General features: G+C 63.8%; 15 protein-coding genes. 9 read left to right on the top strand and 6 right to left on the bottom strand.

Translation table 11 applies throughout. From position 1 onward, the window contains the following. Window positions 1-43 precede the first annotated feature (43 nt). Window positions 44-1,078: an aldo/keto reductase gene (locus tag AC1DX0_RS00550; RefSeq protein ID WP_477221609.1), complete on the top strand. Its 1,035-nt coding sequence runs from the start codon at window positions 44-46 to the stop codon at window positions 1,076-1,078. Between the two features lie 307 nt (window positions 1,079-1,385). Here the strand turns inward: AC1DX0_RS00550 and AC1DX0_RS00545 are convergent, their stop codons facing one another. Further along, window positions 1,386-1,658, bottom strand: coding sequence for an usg protein (locus AC1DX0_RS00545; protein ID WP_477221608.1), 273 nt, complete (start codon window positions 1,656-1,658; stop codon window positions 1,386-1,388). A gap of 315 nt (window positions 1,659-1,973) precedes the next feature. Here AC1DX0_RS00545 and acs point away from each other — a divergent pair, with 315 nt between their 5' ends. From acs to AC1DX0_RS00530, 3 genes are all read left to right on the top strand, one after another. Further along, window positions 1,974-3,929, top strand: coding sequence for an acetate--CoA ligase (gene acs, locus AC1DX0_RS00540; RefSeq protein ID WP_477221607.1), 1,956 nt, complete (start codon window positions 1,974-1,976; stop codon window positions 3,927-3,929). After that, the gene (locus AC1DX0_RS00535; RefSeq protein WP_477221606.1) at window positions 3,929-4,678 is read left to right on the top strand and encodes an MOSC domain-containing protein; all 750 of its coding nucleotides are present in this window, start codon (window positions 3,929-3,931) and stop codon (window positions 4,676-4,678) included. The genes acs and AC1DX0_RS00535 overlap by 1 nt, the downstream gene beginning before the upstream one ends. 165 nt (window positions 4,679-4,843) lie before the next feature. Continuing rightward, a complete protein-coding gene (locus AC1DX0_RS00530) occupies window positions 4,844-5,662 on the top strand; it encodes a sugar phosphate isomerase/epimerase family protein (RefSeq protein WP_477221605.1) in 819 nt (272 codons plus the stop codon). Window positions 5,663-5,676: 14 nt separating this feature from the next. Here AC1DX0_RS00530 and AC1DX0_RS00525 read toward each other — a convergent pair whose 3' ends face one another. From AC1DX0_RS00525 to AC1DX0_RS00515, 3 genes are all read right to left on the bottom strand, one after another. Then, entirely contained in the window at window positions 5,677-6,939 is a 1,263-nt protein-coding gene (locus AC1DX0_RS00525; protein WP_477221604.1) for a class I SAM-dependent methyltransferase, read from the bottom strand. Window positions 6,940-7,339: 400 nt separating this feature from the next. Then, window positions 7,340-8,764: a pilus assembly protein TadG-related protein gene (locus tag AC1DX0_RS00520; RefSeq protein WP_477221603.1), complete on the bottom strand. Its 1,425-nt coding sequence runs from the start codon at window positions 8,762-8,764 to the stop codon at window positions 7,340-7,342. A 335-nt stretch (window positions 8,765-9,099) separates the two neighbouring features. Beyond that, complete coding sequence (locus AC1DX0_RS00515) at window positions 9,100-9,969, bottom strand: transglutaminase-like domain-containing protein (protein ID WP_477221602.1); 870 nt, start codon at window positions 9,967-9,969, stop codon at window positions 9,100-9,102. Between the two features lie 166 nt (window positions 9,970-10,135). On the opposite strand from AC1DX0_RS00515, the gene AC1DX0_RS00510 reads away from it, so the two are divergent. After that, entirely contained in the window at window positions 10,136-10,801 is a 666-nt protein-coding gene (locus tag AC1DX0_RS00510; RefSeq protein WP_477221601.1) for an HAD-IA family hydrolase, read from the top strand. 163 nt (window positions 10,802-10,964) lie between these two features. On the opposite strand, the gene AC1DX0_RS00505 is transcribed toward AC1DX0_RS00510, so the two are convergent. Continuing rightward, window positions 10,965-11,183: a DUF1674 domain-containing protein gene (locus AC1DX0_RS00505; protein ID WP_477221600.1), complete on the bottom strand. Its 219-nt coding sequence runs from the start codon at window positions 11,181-11,183 to the stop codon at window positions 10,965-10,967. A gap of 105 nt (window positions 11,184-11,288) precedes the next feature. On the opposite strand from AC1DX0_RS00505, the gene htpX reads away from it, so the two are divergent. The 4 genes from htpX (at window position 11,289) to purH (ending at window position 17,249) form a co-directional block, all read left to right on the top strand. Further along, complete coding sequence (gene htpX / locus AC1DX0_RS00500) at window positions 11,289-12,308, top strand: zinc metalloprotease HtpX (RefSeq protein WP_477221599.1); 1,020 nt, start codon at window positions 11,289-11,291, stop codon at window positions 12,306-12,308. Then, window positions 12,305-13,687, top strand: a complete 1,383-nt coding sequence (locus AC1DX0_RS00495) for an RsmB/NOP family class I SAM-dependent RNA methyltransferase (protein WP_477221598.1) — start codon at window positions 12,305-12,307, stop codon at window positions 13,685-13,687. Before htpX ends, AC1DX0_RS00495 begins: the two co-directional genes overlap by 4 nt. Window positions 13,688-13,823: 136 nt before the next feature. Further along, the gene (locus AC1DX0_RS00490; protein ID WP_477221597.1) at window positions 13,824-15,548 is read left to right on the top strand and encodes a heparinase II/III family protein; all 1,725 of its coding nucleotides are present in this window, start codon (window positions 13,824-13,826) and stop codon (window positions 15,546-15,548) included. An 84-nt stretch (window positions 15,549-15,632) separates the two neighbouring features. Continuing rightward, window positions 15,633-17,249, top strand: a complete 1,617-nt coding sequence (purH, locus tag AC1DX0_RS00485) for a bifunctional phosphoribosylaminoimidazolecarboxamide formyltransferase/IMP cyclohydrolase (RefSeq protein WP_477221596.1) — start codon at window positions 15,633-15,635, stop codon at window positions 17,247-17,249. Between the two features lie 160 nt (window positions 17,250-17,409). Here purH and AC1DX0_RS00480 read toward each other — a convergent pair whose 3' ends face one another. Next, window positions 17,410-18,786, bottom strand: a complete 1,377-nt coding sequence (locus tag AC1DX0_RS00480; RefSeq protein WP_477221595.1) for an MFS transporter — start codon at window positions 18,784-18,786, stop codon at window positions 17,410-17,412. Between the last annotated feature and the right edge of the window lie 128 nt (window positions 18,787-18,914).

Below are 18,914 nucleotides of genomic sequence, written 5' to 3'. Positions count from 1 at the left end.
AGACCGGCACCTGACCTGGAATTGCAATTGAAAGGATAAAACCATGGATTATCGGCGTCTTGGCGCATCGGGCCTGAAAGTGCCGGCGCTTTCATTCGGAGCGGGAACGTTTGGCGGCTCCGGCCCGCTGTTCGGCGCCTGGGGCAACAGCGACGCCGTCGAAGCGCGGCGGCTGATCGACATCTGCCTGGAGGCCAGCGTCAATCTGTTCGACACCGCCGACGTCTATTCGAACGGCGCTTCCGAAGAGGTGCTCGGCGAAGCGATCAAGGGCCGCCGCGATGCCGTTCTGATCTCGACCAAGACCTCGCTGCCGATGGGCGATGGACCGGCCGACTACGGCTCATCGCGCTCGCGTCTGATCAAGTCCGTCGACGCCGCGCTGAAGCGCCTTGGCACCGACTACATCGACCTGTTGCAACTGCATGCCTTTGATGCGGGTACGCCGATCGAAGAGGTGCTGTCGACGCTGGACGACCTCGTGCGCGCCGGCAAGCTGCGCTATGTCGGCGTCTCCAACTTCTCCGGCTGGCAAGTGATGAAGTCGCTGGCGGAAGCCGATAAGCACGGCTACCCGCGCTACGCCGCGCATCAGGTCTACTACTCGCTGGTCGGCCGCGACTATGAATGGGAGCTGATGCCGCTCGGCATCGACCAGGGCGTTGGCGCGCTGGTGTGGAGCCCACTCGGCTGGGGCCGCCTGACCGGCAAGATCCGCCGTGGCCAGCCTCTGCCGGAAAAGAGCCGGCTGCACGACACGGCAGATTTCGGTCCGCCGGTCGAGGACGAACATCTCTACCGTGTGATGGACGCGCTTGACGCGGTGGCGCAGGAAACCGGCAAGACCGTGTCGCAGATCGCCATCAACTGGCTGTTGCGACGCCCGACCGTTTCCTCGGTCATCATCGGCGCCCGCAACGAGGAACAACTGCGCCAGAATCTCGGCGCCGTCGGCTGGTCGCTGACGCCGGATCAGGTGAAAAAACTCGATGCGGCGAGCGAAGTGACAGCGCCCTACCCGTACTTCCCCTATCGGCGGCAGGAAGGCTTTGCCCGGCTGAACCCACCGCCGGTGTGATTAAGTCGCGGTCCTATGCTCCGGGACCGCTATAGACATAGGGGAGTAGCCGAAGCCCCTCAACTTCGTGATCCACGGGCGGAGCAGCCGCGAAGCGGCGTCGCGAAGACCCGAGGATCCATGCCGCGACCTTGACCGTAAAGTGCAGCGGAGCAGAATTCCGCAGCGTGGTGACGCGTTGGAGTCCCGGCATGGATCCTCGGGTCTGCGCCGCGTCGCTACGCTCCTTGCTTCGCCCGTGGATGACGAAGCGATGGGCGTTTCCGCCAATCACTAGCAATCGATAAAAATGCCTGCACTACTGCCCTTAATGCAGCACGAACTCGCCATCCACCTTGCGCCATTCATTCGGCGCGATCAGCTTCTGGTGCGTATAGACGACTGAATGCAGCGGCCCGTCGAGCTTGGCCTTCCAGAATTCGATGAATTTGATCAGTACCGGAAACTGCGGAGCGAGGTCGTAGTCCTGCCAGATGAAGCTCTGCAGCAGATGCGGATGATCGGGAAAATGATAGAGAATCTTGGCCGTGGTCAGGCCATAGCCTTTGAGCATCAGGTCCATTTCGGCATAGTCGCGCATTGTGGCCCCCTTGGGCGGTCCCGGGTTGAGTCTCCTTTCCTCCCAACGTCAGATTGTGCGCGCCGTTGCTTAACTGTCTATTGATTTTTCCTGATCGAAACAGGCTTTTCGACGCGAAAACATACAGTTAGCAGCGAGCTGAGCCGAGTGCTGACAACGGATGACAATGCCCCTGCGGCATCCCGCCGCGCGAATCCAACGTCTAATGTTGCCGTCACGGCGGAACTGGTAATAATGCCGCCGAATTCGCGGCTGCGTCGCCGCGATCCCGCCGGCGTTTCAAGCTGGCGGATTGGTTCGGGAGGAAAGTCAGGAATGTCCGAGGTTCATGTCCATCGCGTCCAGCCGGCGTGGAAGAAAAAAGCGCTGATCGACAATGAGACCTACCTGAAATGGTATGCCGACAGCATCAAGAATCCGGACAAGTTCTGGGGCAAGCACGGCAAGCGCATCGACTGGTTCAAGCCCTTCAGCAAGGTCAAGAACACCTCCTTCGACGGCAAGGTCTCGATCAAATGGTTCGAGGACGGGCTGACCAACGTTTCCTACAACTGCATCGACCGCCACCTGAAGAAGCGCGGCGACCAGACCGCCATCATCTGGGAAGGCGACAACCCCTACGACGACAAGAAAATCACCTACAACGAGCTTTACGAGCATGTCTGCCGGCTCGCCAATGTGATGAAGAAGCACGGCGTCAAGAAGGGCGACCGCGTCACCATCTACATGCCGATGATCCCGGAAGCCGCCTATGCGATGCTCGCCTGCACGCGTATCGGCGCCATCCATTCGATCGTCTTCGGCGGCTTCTCGCCCGACGCGCTGGCCGGCCGCATCGTCGACTGCGAATCGACCTTCGTCATCACATCGGACGAGGGCCTGCGCGGCGGCAAGCCGATCCCGCTGAAGGAAAACACCGACAAGGCCATCGACATCGCCGCCAGGCAGCATGTGATGGTCAAGAACGTCATCGTCGTGCGCCGCACCGGCGGCAAGATCGGCTGGGCGCCCGGCCGCGACCTCTGGTACCATGATGAAGTCGCAACGGTGAAGGCCGAGTGCAAGCCGGAGAAGATGAAGGCTGAGGATCCGCTGTTCATCCTCTACACCTCGGGCTCGACCGGCAAGCCGAAGGGCGTCCTGCACACCACCGCCGGCTACCTCGTCTACGCCTCGATGACGCACCAATATGTCTTCGACTATCACGACGGCGATATCTACTGGTGCACCGCCGATGTCGGCTGGGTCACCGGCCACAGCTACATCGTTTATGGCCCGCTCGCCAACGGCGCTACCACGCTGATGTTCGAAGGCGTGCCGAACTACCCGTCGCAGTCGCGCTTCTGGGAAGTCATCGACAAGCACAAGGTCAACATCTTCTACACCGCGCCGACGGCGCTGCGCGCCCTGATGGGCGCCGGCAACGATCCGGTGACGAAGACCTCACGCAAGTCGCTGCGTGTGCTCGGCTCGGTCGGCGAGCCGATCAACCCGGAAGCCTGGGAGTGGTATTTCAACGTCGTCGGCAACGGCAAGGTGCCGATCGTCGACACATGGTGGCAGACCGAGACCGGCGGCATCCTGATCACGCCGCTGCCCGGCGCCACCGACCTCAAGGCAGGCTCGGCGACGCGGCCCTTCTTCGGCGTCAAGCCGCAGCTGGTCGACGGCGAAGGCAAGGTGCTGGAGGGTGCCGCCGACGGCAATCTCTGCATCACCGATTCCTGGCCCGGCCAGATGCGCACCGTCTATGGCGACCACGACCGCTTCATCCAGACCTATTTCTCCACCTACAAGGGAAAATACTTCACCGGTGACGGCTGCCGCCGCGACGCCGACGGCTATTACTGGATCACCGGTCGCGTCGACGACGTCATCAACGTCTCCGGCCACCGCATGGGCACGGCCGAAGTCGAATCCGCACTTGTCAGCCATGACAAGGTCTCGGAGGCCGCCGTCGTCGGCTATCCCCACGACATCAAGGGCCAGGGCATCTACAGCTATGTCACCTTGATGAAGGGCGTGGAGCCGACCGAGGAGTTGCGCAAGGAGCTCGTCGCCCATGTCCGCAAGGAGATCGGTGCCATCGCTTCGCCCGACAAGATCCAGTTCTCGCCCGGCCTGCCCAAGACGCGCTCGGGCAAGATCATGCGCCGCATCCTGCGCAAGATCGCCGAGGATGATTTTGCCGCCCTTGGCGACACCTCGACGCTCGCCGATCCGGCCGTCGTCGACGACCTCATCGCCAACCGGCAGAACAAGAAGGGCTGATGCGGGACGAGGCGGCATTGGGCTCTGTCACCCAGTTGTGGCGCTATCCGGCGAGTTCGCTCGCCGGCGAGCGTCAGGATGCGGTCGTGGTTGGACCGGCGGGCATGGCGGGCGACCGCATGTACGGCCTCGTCGATACCTCGGACAACGAGATTGCCCGACCCGACCGCGAGGCGAAATGGCACAAGGTGCCGCGCATCCGCACCCGGCTGACCAATGACCGCGACCTGGAGGTCGCCATCCCCAACGGCGACTGGCTGAGCGCACCCGGCGCCGAATGCGACAGCGCCATATCGGCCTATCTCGGCTTCGCCGCCTCGATCCGGCCGTTCGGCCGGGAGAACGCGCCGCCGGCCTATGCCGGTCCGGTCACCGCGGCCCGCTATACCAAGGCGCCGATCCATCTCTTGACCACGGCCTCGCTGGCGCGCTTGAAGGCGCTGCACCCGGATGGCGCCGCCGACCCGCGCCGCTTCCGCCCCAACATCGTCGTCGACATGGCAGCGGTCGAAGGCTCGTTTCCGGAAACCGAATGGATCGGCCGAAAACTCGCCATTGGCGACCTGCTGGTGACCATCTCCGAGCCATGCCGCCGCTGCGGCTTCACCATCATCGGCCAGGACGGCTTCGACACCGATCCCGGTATCCTGCGCAACCTGGTCCGTCACAACGCCCACAATCTCGGCGTCTATTGCACGGTAGACCAGCCGGCCCGCGTCGAGATCGGCGCGCCGATGCGCTTCGTCTAAATCATACCGCAAACGCCAGGCCATATGGCTGCGGCATGATCCCTGCACCTCGCGGCAGGTTTGGCGCAGCGTGTAATACGCATGACAGAAAACGGCGTCATACAGCCCCTCGGCGCGATCCGTCTTGCCGCCCGACACCTTGAAATCACACCAATCGGAGTGCCTATGACTTCCCTGCCCGTTCTTGGCGCCGCCATGACCCTGGACGACCTCGAAATCCATCGCGACTGGCTCTTCGAAAAGCAGCGCGACCTGGAATTGCAGAGCTTTGCCGAGGCAAGTGTTCTCAACGGCGACTGGGCACCGCTCGCCGCCCGCGCCACAAAACTTCTCGACGGCCATCAGGGTCGACTCGGGATTCACGGACCTTTCTGGGGCTTCACCATTGCCTCGCAGGACCCCGATATTCGCGATGTCGTCAGCAAGCGCCTGGTCCAGGGTATCGAGGTCTGCGCCGCCATCGGCGCAACGCATATGGTCGTTCACAGCCCCTACACGACCTGGTCCTATAACAATCTCGACAACAATCCCGGCGAGCGCGAGAAAATCGTCGAGTATTGCCAGCTCACCTTACGCGATGCCGTCAGGCGGGCGCAGGACATCGGTTGCACGATGGTTCTGGAGAACATCGAGGACAAGGATCCGCATATCCGCGTGGCGTTGGCCGACAGCTTCAACTCCCCCGCGGTTGCCGTATCGATAGACACTGGCCACGCCTACTATGCCCATGGCTCGACCGGTGCCCCGCCGGTTGATTACTATGTGCATGCTGCCGGCAACCGCCTGCAGCACATCCATTTGCAGGATGCCGACGGCTACGCCGATCGTCACTGGAGCCTCGGCGAAGGCACAATCCAATGGCGCTCGGTCTTTGCCGCGCTGGCGAAACTCGAAAGCAATCCGCGCCTCATCATCGAGATCAGGGACAAGTCCAAGATCCCCGCTTCGGCGGCTTACATCGCCTCGCTTGGTATCGCCGAGTAAGGCGAGAGCTAGCGCTACCGGTACAGATCCGCCCGCGTCGGCGGCAGGCCGCTCGGGCCCCGCGCGCGCTTGGTCACCACAGTCTGGAAAATCTGCGCCGAGCCACGGTCGAAGGTGATCGAACAGCCGGTCAGGTAAAGCAGCCACAGCCGCGCCTTGGGTTCGCCGACTTCGGCGATCGCCTCATCGAAGCGGGCCTGCAGGCGCTCGGCCCACAGCCTGCAGGTCCGGGCATAGTGTTCGCGCAGATTCTCGACGTCGGCGATGAGAAAACCATGCGCCTCGAGATTGCCTGTTGTCATGCCGATCGTGTCGACCTCGCCGCCCGGAAAGATGTATTTGATCAGCGCCTTGTATTCCGCGCCCTTGCGCAGCGTCTTGCGCGTGCCGCCCTTGCCGCGCCTTGTGATGGCGTGGTGCAGGTAGATGCCGCCCGGCTTCAGCAGCCGGTGGACGGTCGAGAAATAGGTCGCGTGGTTGGCGAGGCCGACGGCCTCGAACATGCCGATGGATGAAATCTTGTCGTAGCTGCCGTCGAGCTCGGTGTAGGACTTGATGTCGATCGTGATCTTGTCCTCCAGCCCCTCAGTGCGGATGCGCTCGCGCGCCAGCCGGGTCTGCTCCTCCGACAGCGAGACGCCATGGCCGATCGCGCCATAGTGTTTGGCGGCATGGATCAGCATCGCGCCCCAGCCACAACCAATGTCGAGCAGCCGGTCGCCCGGCTTCAGCCTGAGCTTGCGGCAGATATGGTCGAGCTTGTCCTGCTGCGCCTGGTCGATGCCATTGGCGAAATCGGTGAAATAAGCGCAGGTGTAGACCATGCGCTCATCGAGGAAGAGCCGGTAGAAGGCGTTCGAAATGTCGTAGTGATGTTCGATCGCCTGCTTGTTCGACCCGCTGACGAAAGGATTGCGGCCGGCCAGATCGGCCCGTTTCGTCATCTGTCGTCGTGAGAACAGGACGGCGGGCAGGTCGCGAAGGATCGCCAGCTTCGGCAAAGCCTTCAACCTCAGCTTGCCCTTTGAAGGCAAGGCGTAGAGATCGAACAGCGATCCGTCCTCGACGTCGATCGTCCGGGAAATCCACATTTCGAGCAGCGTCGAGAAATTCGGCCGGCGGGCCAACTGCCAGACGATGTCCTGGTCGTTGATGGCAAGCACAGGACCACTGGCGGGACCGATCCGTTCCCCGGTCCACAGCCTGACGGCAAAGCCCGGCTTCAGCGCCTCGATCACGGTTCTGACAATGCGCGCGGCTCTTTCGGTTGCGTCCATGCTCCTTCCCCACGGCCCGATGGGACGATCTTGTCCGTTTGGGCTGTGGATCGCAAGCCGAGGCACGCGGACCCGGCTGGGCGGCATTTTTCGGCTGGGCGCCTTTTTCAGCCCGGCATCTTGTCATTTGCTGCGACGCACCCCATCATGTCTATGTGTTCAACAAATCGAAAGGAGGTGATCCGATGTCGAGTGATTTCGTTTTCCAGAACGTGGCCTCGCAGGATTGCACTTTCGGGAAGCAGTCTTCCCGTTAAGGCGCGAGATGCGCGGCGGGTAACCCCAAGGGGTTGCCGCCACAGGCCGCGCCACGGACGGAAACACGGAAGGCCGCCGGCTTCGAAAGAAGCGGCGGCCTTTTCCTTTTGCGCCGAGGCGCCAAGACCATCCGGTTCCAGATTCACTTGGCGATGGTCAGCCGCTCGATGTTCTGGACGATGGCATTGAATGCCTCGTTCAACTCGGAGCCCGTGGCCGCCTCGTAATAATGTTTCAGGTTAGACGTGTCCGCGGTCGAGCAATCCTGAAGCACGCTCTTTGCCTGATCCCGCTCTGTCGATGTCATCGACGGATCGTCGAGGTCGAAGCCGATGGTGAAAATCTCGATGCCGTCGCGCTTCATGTTGTCGCAAATGCTTTCGGCATTGCTTCGTGACATCTGGCCGGCATTCTGCGATCGGGGCGCGCCGCGCCCGCCGGCAAAAGCCGTGTTGAACTGGCCGTCCGTCATCAGGATCGCGACCTTGCCGACTTTCCTGTTGTCGAAATTGGCGGGGCCGGCGCCCAGCCGGGCGTCGACGATGGTCGAGCGCCAGGAGGGTGAAAGCATGTAATAGCCCCATTGCACGGCGATGCCGCCTGCGGTCACACCAGCCGCCTTGAAGCCGGCAATCGTGTCGAGCAGCTTCTGTTTGTCGGCCGACAGCGGAATGAGCCCCGGCTTCGGACAGATCCCCATGCGATCATCGCGGTTGACCTTGGCGAGATAGGTCTTGCCCTGATTGTTCAGGCGCGGCGTCGACGGCCCATCGGACGAATAATCGGCATAGCCGTCCTTATCCTTGCGCTCGGTGGCGCAGTTATCCGGCCGCGAGGGCGCCGATGAGCCCGCCGGGATCGGCGTGTCCACTGGCGGCGGCAGGTTCAAACCTCCTGCCTGCTCGACGAAAACGCTGTCCGCGAGGCCGCCCGTATTCACCGCTTCGGCATAGGGAACAATCGCCACACGCACGCGTGGATTCTTTGGATCGATGTTGTTGTCCAGCAGGTTCTCGACAGCCGTCGAAGCGGCGGCTTGCAGGTCGCCGATCTTGTCGGTCTTGGCCCACCAGTTGGCCGCCATCGATCCGGTCACATCGAGCATCATCGCGACTTCGATGGTCTTGTCTGAATAAAGCGATGTCGTCGACGCCGTCACGCGTTTCATGTCGCCCATCCCAAAGATCGGGAAGAACAGGGCGACATCGACATGGACGTCCGCCTGCACTGTGTTGGCGGTCCTGTCGACGATCAGCTTGTCGAGCACGATCTGGTCGGGCTGCAGAATGCCCGCCGTGCTGTTGGCCACGAGAAAATTCTGCACTGCCTTGTTGGCGTCGGCTTCCTTGATGACCCCGGTCGTCAGGTCGCGCGCTGTCGATGTCACCGCTGCGTCGACCACGCTCTGCAGGCTCGATCTGGCATTGTAGAGCTGTGAGATGTTGACCGAGAAGCCGCCCGCTAGCGCCAAGACCGAGGCAGCAAAGCCGAACAGGACCGCGAAATTTCCACCGCGATCTCTGGTGAACCCGCCGACCGCGTGAACAAGACCCCCGTAATTTCGCATCTCCAACTGCCTCCGCTTGCCTCGGCCTCGTCGCCGCAACAGACGCAATGCAGGATTCCAGCCGGATGACGTCGCAGCCCTCACAAAGCAGGCGGTTAACAGCTAATGTATTGTTTTTGTTTGGTTCCGGCCTGCAGGAAGGTGAATGACCGGTAAATGCGAAACCATCAACGCAGTTTCGTTTACGAAGCGCTTACCATGTTGGACCCATGGATCGCGGCATACCCGACGACGTCCTGTTGCGGCACATCACTTGTGTGCCGAAGCGGACCATCTGTCCCGCAGGATCGGATCAGGCCATTTGCAGACCAGCATCCCCTGAACATCAACACACCCTACGCCAGCATCTGCGCGCTGGCCGTCCTGTCGATGCCGTGATGGGGCGGGTTGAACAGATTGCCTTGCTGTTCATAGGTCCACACCTTGAACAGGCTGAGCCGGTGCGGGCCGAAGCTGTGTAGCAAGGGCACGTCAGTGGCGTCGCGGCCGCGCGCGATGACGACGCGGCCGGTCCGCGGCTGGTTGTGGCGTGGATCGAACGTGTACCACTTGCCGTCGAGGAACACTTCCATCCAGGCCGAGAAATCCATCGGCGCCGGATCGACCGGCACGCCGATGTCGCCGAGATAGCCGTTCACATAGCGCGCCGGAATGTTCATGCAGCGGCAGAGCGTGATCGCCAGATGGGCGAAGTCGCGACAGACGCCGACCCGTTCCTCATGCGCCTGCGCCGCTGTGCGGGTCGAACGGGCATAGCCGTAGCCGAACGACAGCCGGTTGTGGACATAGTCGACGATCGCCTGCACCCGCGCCCAGCCGGAGGGAAGATGACCGAACAACTGCCAGGCGAGACTGCTGAGGTGATCGGTCTCGCAATAGCGGCTGCCAAGGAGATAGCCTAGCACCTCGTCGGGCAATTCAGCCACCGGCACTTCCCTCGCCAGTGTGTTGACCGCGTCCGTCTCGCCACTGTCTTCGACCACCGCATCGTAGAGGATACGGAAGGTGCCGGCAGGTGCGGTGAAGCGGCGGCAGCCATTGCCATGCAGGTCCTGGTAGAGCTTGGTCGGCACCGAAGGCGATGTCAGCACCCGCGTCTGCCGCTTGATGTCGGCCTGCCTGTCCTTGTGGATCTCGAGCAGCGAAATCACCGGAGTGGCTTCGATACATTCGATGGCTATTTCGTAGCCGAGCCGGATCAGCATTGCAGGTCCCCTTCGATCTCCATGGAAAATAGTTTTGCTCAAACGTCGCAGCTGTGCCGTGGTTCCCTGGATCGTCCCAAAATACGCCTCGTGCCTTTCCATGTCAGCGCCTTGACGTTACGGTTGCATCCTCCCTCGACACACTCCCCGGATTTCAAGGAAAATCATGTTTGCTGGCAGAAAATTCGCCGCCTTTCTTTTCGACATGGACGGCACCCTGATCAATTCCATCGCCTCGGCGGAGCGGGTGTGGAGCGATTGGGCACGCCGGCACGGCCTCGACGTCGCCGCCTTCCTGCCGACCATCCACGGCGTGCGGGCGATCGAGACCATCACCAACCTAGCCCTTCCCGGCGTCGACCCGGCGCATGAGGCCGACCTGCTGCTGAAGGCCGAGGCCGCCGATCTGGATGGCATTCTCCCGATCCCCGGCGCCGTGGCGTTTCTCAAGGCGCTGCCGGCCGAAAGCTGGGCGATCGTAACCTCGGCACCACGTTCGTTGGCGCTTGCACGCATGCAGGCTGCCGGCATTCCTGTCCCTGCGGTCATCGTTGCGGCGGAAGACGTTTCCCGTGGCAAGCCGGCGCCCGACTGCTTCCGGCTTGGCGCACAACGGCTCGGCGTCGATGCGCGCGACTGCCTGGTGTTCGAGGATGCCCCGGCCGGTATCGCAGCAGCCGAGGCCGCGCAAGCTTCGGTCATGGTGATCAACGCCACTCACGCACACCCGATGCAAACGCCGCATGCCGCGATCGCGGGCTATGACAATGTCGGCATCACCATCGACGAGCGCGGCTGGCTGGCGCTCGAAGCACAGCGCAACGCTGCCTAACGATGTAGGCAACGCCCGTCCAAAGGTGTGTTGAGATTCAGGTCAGGCCGAGTCGAAAGCGATGGTTTCCGAGAACCGGAGCGGAGCGTACTAAAGTACGTGAGCACCGGAAGCGCAGGGAACCAACGCTTGCAGGCCGGCCTCACCTGAATATCAACATACCTTAGAAGTCGCTGGTCAGGCCTTTGACTTCCCAGTCACCGTAGCGGCCGGGCTCCTTGCCGCCACGGCCGCCGATCTCCTTCGGCAGCGCGGCTTCCTTTTTACGATAATCCGTGCGCCTTGCCTCCGCTTCCGCCAGCGCGCGGCGGGCGGCAAGCGTCAACTCCTTTGGCGGCGCGTCATCCGGGCCGGCAGGCGTTTTACTGGTTTCGTCGTTCATGCGATATCTCAATCGGATTGAAACAGGGGCAGGCGTTTCCCATCATATAGCCATGAACCGACAGGGATCGACCCCCTTTAACCGCGATCTGGACAGGAGCAGACGATGAACACTTTGCGCACCGCCATGCTTCTTGCCGCGATGACGGCGCTGTTCATGGGCGTCGGCTTTCTGATCGGCGGTTCGGGCGGCATGATGATCGCGCTGGTGGTCGCCGCCGGCACCAATCTGTTCAGCTACTGGAACGCCGACAAGATGGTGCTGTCGATGAACCGCGCCGTCGAGGTCGACGAGAAGAACGCGCCGGAATATTACGCCATCGTCCAGGCGCTGGCCAAGCAGGCCGGGCTGCCGATGCCGAAAACATATCTGATCGACAATCCGCAGCCCAACGCCTTCGCCACCGGCCGCAACCCGCAGAACGCGGCGGTCGCCGCCTCCACCGGCCTGTTGCAGCGGCTGACCCATGAAGAGGTCGCGGCTGTGATGGCGCACGAGCTCGCCCACGTCCAGCACCGCGACACGCTGACCATGACCATCGTCGCCACCTTTGCCGGCGCCATCTCGATGCTCGGCAATTTCGCCTTTTTCCTTGGCGGCAACCGCAACAACAACCCGTTCGGCTTTGTCGGCGTGCTGGCGGCGATGATCGTGGCGCCGTTTGCCGCCATGGTCGTGCAGATGGCGGTCAGCCGCACCCGGGAATACGAGGCCGACCGGCGTGGCGCCGAAATCTGTGGACACCCGCTGTGGCTGGCATCCGCCCTTGACAAGATCGCCCGTGGAGCAGAACGCATCCCGAACCCCGATGCGGAGCGCAATCCGGCGATGGCGCATCTCTTCATCATCAATCCCCTTCACGGCGAGCGCATGGACAGTCTGTTCTCCACCCACCCGAGCACCGACAACCGCATCGCAGCGTTGCAGGAGATGGCGCGACAGATGGGCGACGGTGCATCGCGGACGGCGCCGCGCCAGACGCCAATGCAACCGCAGGCGGAACAACAGCAGCCGTCCGGCCCGTGGGGCCAGGCAGCGCAGCCCGAGCAGCCGGCCGAACCGGCCGAACCGAGGGCCAATCCGTGGGGTCGCAACCCGACCGGGCCTAAGGGCCGGTGGTCGTGAGCGTGGCGGCACCTCGGCGCCCAGGCTCAGGCGATCAGGACCATAGGGACGGCGGTGAATTCGTCGCCGGTCTTGCCGCCCGCAAGGCAGCGGCGCGGCTGCTTGCCGCCGTCATCGATGCCAGGACGCCGCTCGACGGCCTGACCGACCACGAGAACGGCCACCCGCAATACAAGGCGCTCGATTTGCGCGACCGTGGCCTGGTGCGCGCCATCCTGGTCACCGCACTACGCTTCCGCATGACCATCACAGGGCTGCTGGCGCGCAGGCTGGAGAAGCCGCTGCCGCCCAACGCCACTGCGCTGTCGCACATACTGCATGTGGCGGCGGCGCAGATCCTGTTCCTCGACATTCCCGACAGCGCCGCCGTCGACCTGGCGGTGACGCACGCCAAGTCCGATCCGCGCACGCAGCGCTTTTCCGGCCTCGTCAACGGCGTGCTGCGCACGCTGGCGCGTGCCAAGGAAACCGAGCTGCCTGCGGCCCTTGCCGCCACCGACGAAGCACCAAAATGGTTTTCCGACCGGCTGAAGACCACCTACGGCAACGAGAAGGCCAGACAGATCTTGGAAGCGCATCGCGTTGAGGCGCCGGTCGACTTCTCGGTCAAGGCCGACCCCGAACTCTGGGCCGAAAAACTCGGCGGCATCATCCTGCCGACCGGCACGGTGCGCGTGGAAAATCTTGCCGGCGCCGTCACCGAACTGCCCGGCTTCGCGGAAGGCGCCTGGTGGGTCCAGGATGCCGCGGCCAGCCTGCCCGCACGGCTGTTCGGCGATGTCAGCGGATTGCGCGTCGCCGATCTCTGCGCCGCACCGGGCGGCAAGACCGCCCAACTCATTCTCGCCGGCGCCAAGGTCACCGCCGTCGACACCTCGAAGAACCGGCTGGCGCGGCTGGCGCAGAATCTCGAGCGTCTTGGCCTGTCGGCAGACATCGTCCAGGCCGACCTGCTCAAATACGAGCCAGCGGAACTGTTCGACGCCGTGCTGCTCGATGCGCCCTGCTCGTCGACCGGCACGGTGCGTCGGCATCCCGACGTGCCATGGACCAAGACGGCCGCCGATGTCGAAAAGCTCGCCGACCTGCAAAAACGGTTGCTCGCCCGCGCCGTCACGTTGGTCAAACCCGGCGGCCGCATCGTCTTTTCCAATTGTTCGCTCGACCCGCTCGAAGGCGAGGAGCTTTATCGCGCTTTCCTCAAAGGGACGCCGGCGGCCGTTGACGATCCGCTGCGGCAAGGCGAGATCGCCGGCATCGATTCGTTCCTGACTGCGCAAGGCACGCTGCGCACCACGCCCGCCGATCTCGACCTCGGCGCGCCGGAGCGCTCGGGTCTGGACGGCTTCTTCGCCGCCCGCATACGACGAGCCGACTAACCACTTAACTCACAGGATTTGCTGACTTTTTTAGGGAGGGTATGGGGCACCGGACCCATTCCCCGGAATTCGCCTTCGCACGAGTCGTTCAATCATGTAAACTCGGCGCCGGGGTAGAGGACGACCAGGAGGGCTTTTGGCACTCGTTGCCAGCAACACGACGCGTCTTTGGACGCTTGTCGCGAAGGAGTTCTGGCGCAAGACGCGCCGGCGCCTGCGTGCCGGGCCGGTCTATCGCTGGCGCTATTCCGGCCGCACGCCCGAACGAGTCCTGATCGCCCCGCCGGACCTGCGCCTCGCCGACCCACAGATCGCACTTGAGATCTATTACGGCCGTTATCCCCTGTCGGGGCATCTGGTCGAGACCGGCGGAAAATCGCCGTTCCAGATCAACGTGCCCAATCATGGCTGGCAAAAGACGCTGCACGGCTTCCGCTGGCTTCGCCACATGCGCGCCGCCGGCACCGAGCTTGCCGCCGCAAACGCCCGCGCGCTGGTGTCCGACTGGATCGCCATGCATGGCAACAACATTGCCGGTGTCGCCTGGGAGCCCGGCACGACGGCCAAGCGCATCATCGCCTGGCTGCAGCATTCCTCCGTGGTGCTGCAGGGTGCCGAATTCCCCTTCTATCGCGCCTTCCTGAAATCGCTGGCCGTCCAGATCCGCTACCTCAGGTCGATGGCGCGCGAAATGCCCGACGGCAAGGACCGGCTGCGTGCCCGCATCGCGCTGGCCTTCGCCGCGCTTTCCCTGCCGGCGCCGGCTTCGGCGCTGCGCGGCGCCACCCGCAACCTTGCCGAGGAACTCAACCGCCAGATCCTCGCCGATGGCGGCCATATCTCACGCAATCCGATGGCGGTGCTGGAAATCCTCGCCGATCTGCTTCCGTTGCGCCAGACCTACGCCAACCAGGCGGAAACCCCGCCGCAGGCGCTGATCGGCGCCATCGACCGCATGTTGCCGGCGCTGCGCTTCTTCCGCCACCAGGACGGCAGCCTTGCCCGCTTCAACGGCATGGGCGCCACCATCCATGACCGCATCGCCACCATATTGCGCCATGACGACACCGCCGGCGCGCCGCTGCTGCACGCGCCGCATTCTGGCTATGAACGGCTGTCGATGGGCGGCGTCACCGTCATCGCCGACACCGGCCTGCCGCCGCCGGTCGACGTTTCTAACGCCGCGCACGCCGGTTGCCTTGCCTTCGAACTGTCGTCCGGCCGCCAGCACTACATCGTCAATGCCGGCATCGACACCTACGGCGCCGCCGAGTTCCGGCCGCTGGCCCGCGCCACCGCCGCGCACTCGACAGCCACCATCAACGACACCTCTTCGGCACGCTTCAGCCATTCGATACGGGTCAACGACCTGCTCGGCTCGCCGCTGATCGGCGGCCCGCAGCATGTGCAGTGCAAGCGTATCGACCAGAAGGGCGTTCACGGCTTCATCGCCCGGCATGACGGCTATGTCCCGCGTTTCGGCTTCCTGCATGAGCGCGAGCTGAAGCTGTCGTCGGACGGCAATGTGCTGGCCGGCAGGGACCGGTTCCAGCGCCCCGGCAATGCCGCGATCCGCAACAATGGCCGCGACTTCATCACCGTGCGCTTCCATGTCCATCCCGACATCACCCTTTTGCAGGACGAGCACGACCGCCTGGTGCTGACCGCCGACCAGGCCGATAGCTGGGTGTTCACTGCAGGCGAAGTGGTGCCGGAAGTCGAGGAATCGATCTATTTCGCCGGCCTTGGCGGCCCGCGCCGCAGCCGGCAGATCGTGCTTGCCTTCAAGGCCTCCGACGTGTCCGAAGTCCACTGGCAGCTGACGCGAACCAGCATCGCCGGTTATCCCGAAAACAACTGAGCTGACACTGCGGCCGGTTTGATTTCCCGATGTCATGTGCTACGGCGCGGGCTTGCCCCTCCAGCCGTGAAAGGCCGCCAGCCCATGGCCGTCGCCGCCAAGAACATTCCCGCCCCGGATCTCGTTCCCGTCCGCCGTGCCTTGCTCTCCGTTTTCGACAAGACCGGCCTCATCGACTTCGCCAGGGCATTGGCCGCGGCCGGTGTCGAACTGGTCTCGACCGGCGGCACCGCCAAGGCGATCGCCGAGGCAGGGCTGGCGGTACGCGACGTCTCCGAGCTCACCGGCTTTCCCGAGATCATGGATGGCCGCGTCAAGACGCTGCATCCGTCCGTGCACGGCGCGCTGCTCGGCGTGCGAGACGACCCCGAACACGCCGCGGCGATGCGCAAACACCATATCGAGCCGATCGATCTCCTCGTCTCCAATCTCTATCCGTTCGAGGAAGTCCGTCGCTCCGGCGCCGACTATGCCGCGATCGTCGAGAACATCGACATTGGCGGCCCGGCGATGATCCGCGCCTCGGCCAAGAACCACGCCTATGTCGCCATCGTCACCGACCCAAGCGACTATGCCTCGGTGCTGAACGCGCTGGAAATGAACATCGGCTCGCTGTCGCTGGATTTCCGCAAGAAGCTGGCGGCCAAGGCCTTTGCCCGCACCGCCAGCTACGACGCGGCGATTTCCGGCTGGTTCGCCGAGGCGCTTGAGATCGAGCATCCGACCTGGCGCGCCTTCGGCGGCAGGCTGACCGAGGTGATGCGCTACGGCGAGAACCCGCACCAGAGCGCCGGCTTCTACGTCAATGGCGACAAGCGGCCGGGCGTCGCCACCGCGCGCCAGCTGCAGGGCAAGCAGCTGTCCTACAACAACATCAACGACACCGACGCCGCCTTCGAACTGGCCGGCGAGTTCGATCCTGCCCGCTCCGCCGCTGTCGCCATCATCAAGCACGCCAACCCGTGCGGCGTCGCCGAGGGCACCTCGCTCAAGGCTGCCTACGCCAAGGCGCTGGCCTGCGACCCGGTGTCAGCCTTCGGCGGCATCGTCGCTGTGAATCGCACCCTCGACGCGGAAGCAGCGCAGGAGATCGTGAAAACCTTCACCGAGGTCATCATCGCGCCCGACGCGACCGACGAGGCGGCGGCAATCGTTGCGGCGAAGAAGAACCTGCGTCTGCTGGTCACCGGTGGCCTGCCGGATCCGCGCTCGCCCGGCACGACGGTCAAATCCGTCGCCGGCGGCATGCTCGTCCAGGGCCGCGACAATGCCGTGGTCGACGATCTCGAGCTGAAGGTGGTGACCAAGCGGGCGCCGACACCGGCCGAAATGGCCGATCTCAAATTCGCCTTCCGCGTCGCCAAGCACGTCAAGTCGAATGCCATCGTCTATGTCAAGGACGGCGCCACCGTCGGCATCGGCGCCGGCCAGATGAGCCGGGTCGATTCCTCCCGCATCGCCGCCCGCAAGGCGCTCGATGCCGCAGAAGCGGCCGGCATGGCTGAGCCGCTGACCAAGGGCTCGGTGGTCGCCTCCGACGCCTTCTTCCCCTTCGCCGATGGCCTGCTTGCCGCAGTCGCAGCCGGCGCCACCGCCGTGATCCAGCCCGGCGGCTCGATGAACGACAAGGACGTCATCGCCGCTGCCGATGAACATGGCATCGCCATGGTGTTTACGGGGGTTAGGCACTTCAGGCATTAGGCTCCTTCCTTCTCCCCCTGTGGGAGAAGGTGGATCGGCGCGCAGCGCCGAGACGGTTGAGGGGTGTTCCAGCGGAGTGAGGCGTTGGTGTTCCCTGGAACACCCCTCATCCGTCGCCTTCGGCGACACCTTCCCCCACAAGGGGGGAAGGGAAGAAGCGCTACTCCACCGGCTGGTCCGCCGGATACGGAGTGCGAACCAAAATCGCCATGCCGATCGCCAAGAACAGGATAATCACCGCCATGCCGAGCCGCGCCGAATCGCTGAGCGCGGTGATGGTCGCCACCATGAACGGCGCCAGGAAGCTGGTCGCGCGTCCGGCCAGTGCGTAGATGCCGAAATAGCGGCCCGATTCCGCCGCCGTGACGCTGCGCGCCATGTAGGAGCGCGACGACGCCTGCACGGGGCCGAAAGCGAGCCCGATCAGCAGCCCATACATGATGTAGGCCTTCTCGGCCGCCGTGCCGAACAGGCCGCCCGAGTCGGTGGTCGAGAGCTGGATCAGGCCGAGCAGCGTGAAGCCCGGGCCGGTCGAAACGACGCCGACGGTGGCGATCGACAGCAAGACAAGCGAAATCATCACCACTGCCTTGGAGCCAAGCGCGGTGTCGAGCCGGGCCGCGATCCAGCAGCCGAAGATGGCAACGACGTTGAGGATGATGCCGAACATGCCGATCTCGGTGATCGACCAGTGGAACATGCCGGCCGCGAAGGTGCCGCCGAGCGCCAGCAGCGCGTTGACGCCGTCCTGGTAGATCATGCGGGCAACCAGGAAGCGGAAGATGCCGCCGCGTTTGCGCACCTCCGCCAGTGTCGATTTCAATTCCGACAGGCCCTCGCGCACCGCCGGCCCGATCGGAATGCCCTTGATGGCGTCCGGGGTGAAGAAGAACATCGGCAGGATGAACAGGAAGTACCAGCCGGCAGACAGCGGCCCGGTGGCGCGCGCATCCTCGCCGAGCTTCGGGTCGAGCCCGAACAGCGGGTCGATGCCGATGATCGTCTTGCCGGTCTCCGGTGAGCCCGCGAGACAGGTGACGACGAAGATCAGCGCGATCATGCCACCGAGATAGCCGAGGCCCCAAGCCGTGTTGGAGATGCGGCCGATCTCGCTCTTCGGCACCAGCCGCGGCATCATGGAATCGTTGAACACGGTGGAGAATTCCGCCGCCACCGAGGCCAGCGAGAACAGCGCCACGACCAGGAACAGGTTCGAGCCCGGGGCGGCGAACCACAGCAGGATGAGACTGCAGATCTTGATCGCGGCAAAGAAGGCGATCCACGGCTTGCGCGGCCCGGTCTGGTCGGCGATCGAGCCGAGGATCGGCGACAGTATCGCGATGACCAACCCGGCCGCGGCAATACCATAACCCCAGACGGCCTGGCCGGTGTTGGGATCGCTCGCCATGCGCGAAACGAAATAGGGACCGAAGATGAAGGTGGTGACGACCGTAAAGAACGGCTGCGCCGCCCAGTCGAAGAACATCCATCCCCAGATGCCGCGCCCGGACGCACGCTGCACTGTTTCTACCGCCATGATGATTCCCCCGCCCGCCCCCGCATCGGGCGCCATGTCTGCATGTTTCCGATACGCATGCAAATGACAAGCATCGCGCCGCCGTTCATTGCTCTTGGGTTCCTCGCCCCCACGGGAGTGGGGGAGAG

It is taken from the genome of Mesorhizobium sp. P3_A9 (assembly GCF_056402975.1).
Note: the sequence above shows the minus strand (reverse complement) of the source record. Positions and strands in the feature narration are given on the sequence as shown.

Bases quoted from the DNA above. Each gene is read 5' to 3' on its own strand.
- AC1DX0_RS00550 (WP_477221609.1), top strand. From the start codon at position 44: ATGGATTATCGGCGTCTTGGCGCATCGGGCCTGAAAGTGCCGGCGCTT.
- AC1DX0_RS00545 (WP_477221608.1), bottom strand. From the start codon at position 1,658: ATGCGCGACTATGCCGAAATGGACCTGATGCTCAAAGGCTATGGCCTG.
- acs (WP_477221607.1), top strand. From the start codon at position 1,974: ATGTCCGAGGTTCATGTCCATCGCGTCCAGCCGGCGTGGAAGAAAAAA.
- AC1DX0_RS00535 (WP_477221606.1), top strand. From the start codon at position 3,929: ATGCGGGACGAGGCGGCATTGGGCTCTGTCACCCAGTTGTGGCGCTAT.
- AC1DX0_RS00530 (WP_477221605.1), top strand. From the start codon at position 4,844: ATGACTTCCCTGCCCGTTCTTGGCGCCGCCATGACCCTGGACGACCTC.
- AC1DX0_RS00525 (WP_477221604.1), bottom strand. From the start codon at position 6,939: ATGGACGCAACCGAAAGAGCCGCGCGCATTGTCAGAACCGTGATCGAG.
- AC1DX0_RS00520 (WP_477221603.1), bottom strand. From the start codon at position 8,764: ATGCGAAATTACGGGGGTCTTGTTCACGCGGTCGGCGGGTTCACCAGA.
- AC1DX0_RS00515 (WP_477221602.1), bottom strand. From the start codon at position 9,969: ATGCTGATCCGGCTCGGCTACGAAATAGCCATCGAATGTATCGAAGCC.
- AC1DX0_RS00510 (WP_477221601.1), top strand. From the start codon at position 10,136: ATGTTTGCTGGCAGAAAATTCGCCGCCTTTCTTTTCGACATGGACGGC.
- AC1DX0_RS00505 (WP_477221600.1), bottom strand. From the start codon at position 11,183: ATGAACGACGAAACCAGTAAAACGCCTGCCGGCCCGGATGACGCGCCG.
- htpX (WP_477221599.1), top strand. From the start codon at position 11,289: ATGAACACTTTGCGCACCGCCATGCTTCTTGCCGCGATGACGGCGCTG.
- purH (WP_477221596.1), top strand. From the start codon at position 15,633: ATGGCCGTCGCCGCCAAGAACATTCCCGCCCCGGATCTCGTTCCCGTC.
- AC1DX0_RS00480 (WP_477221595.1), bottom strand. From the start codon at position 18,786: ATGGCGGTAGAAACAGTGCAGCGTGCGTCCGGGCGCGGCATCTGGGGA.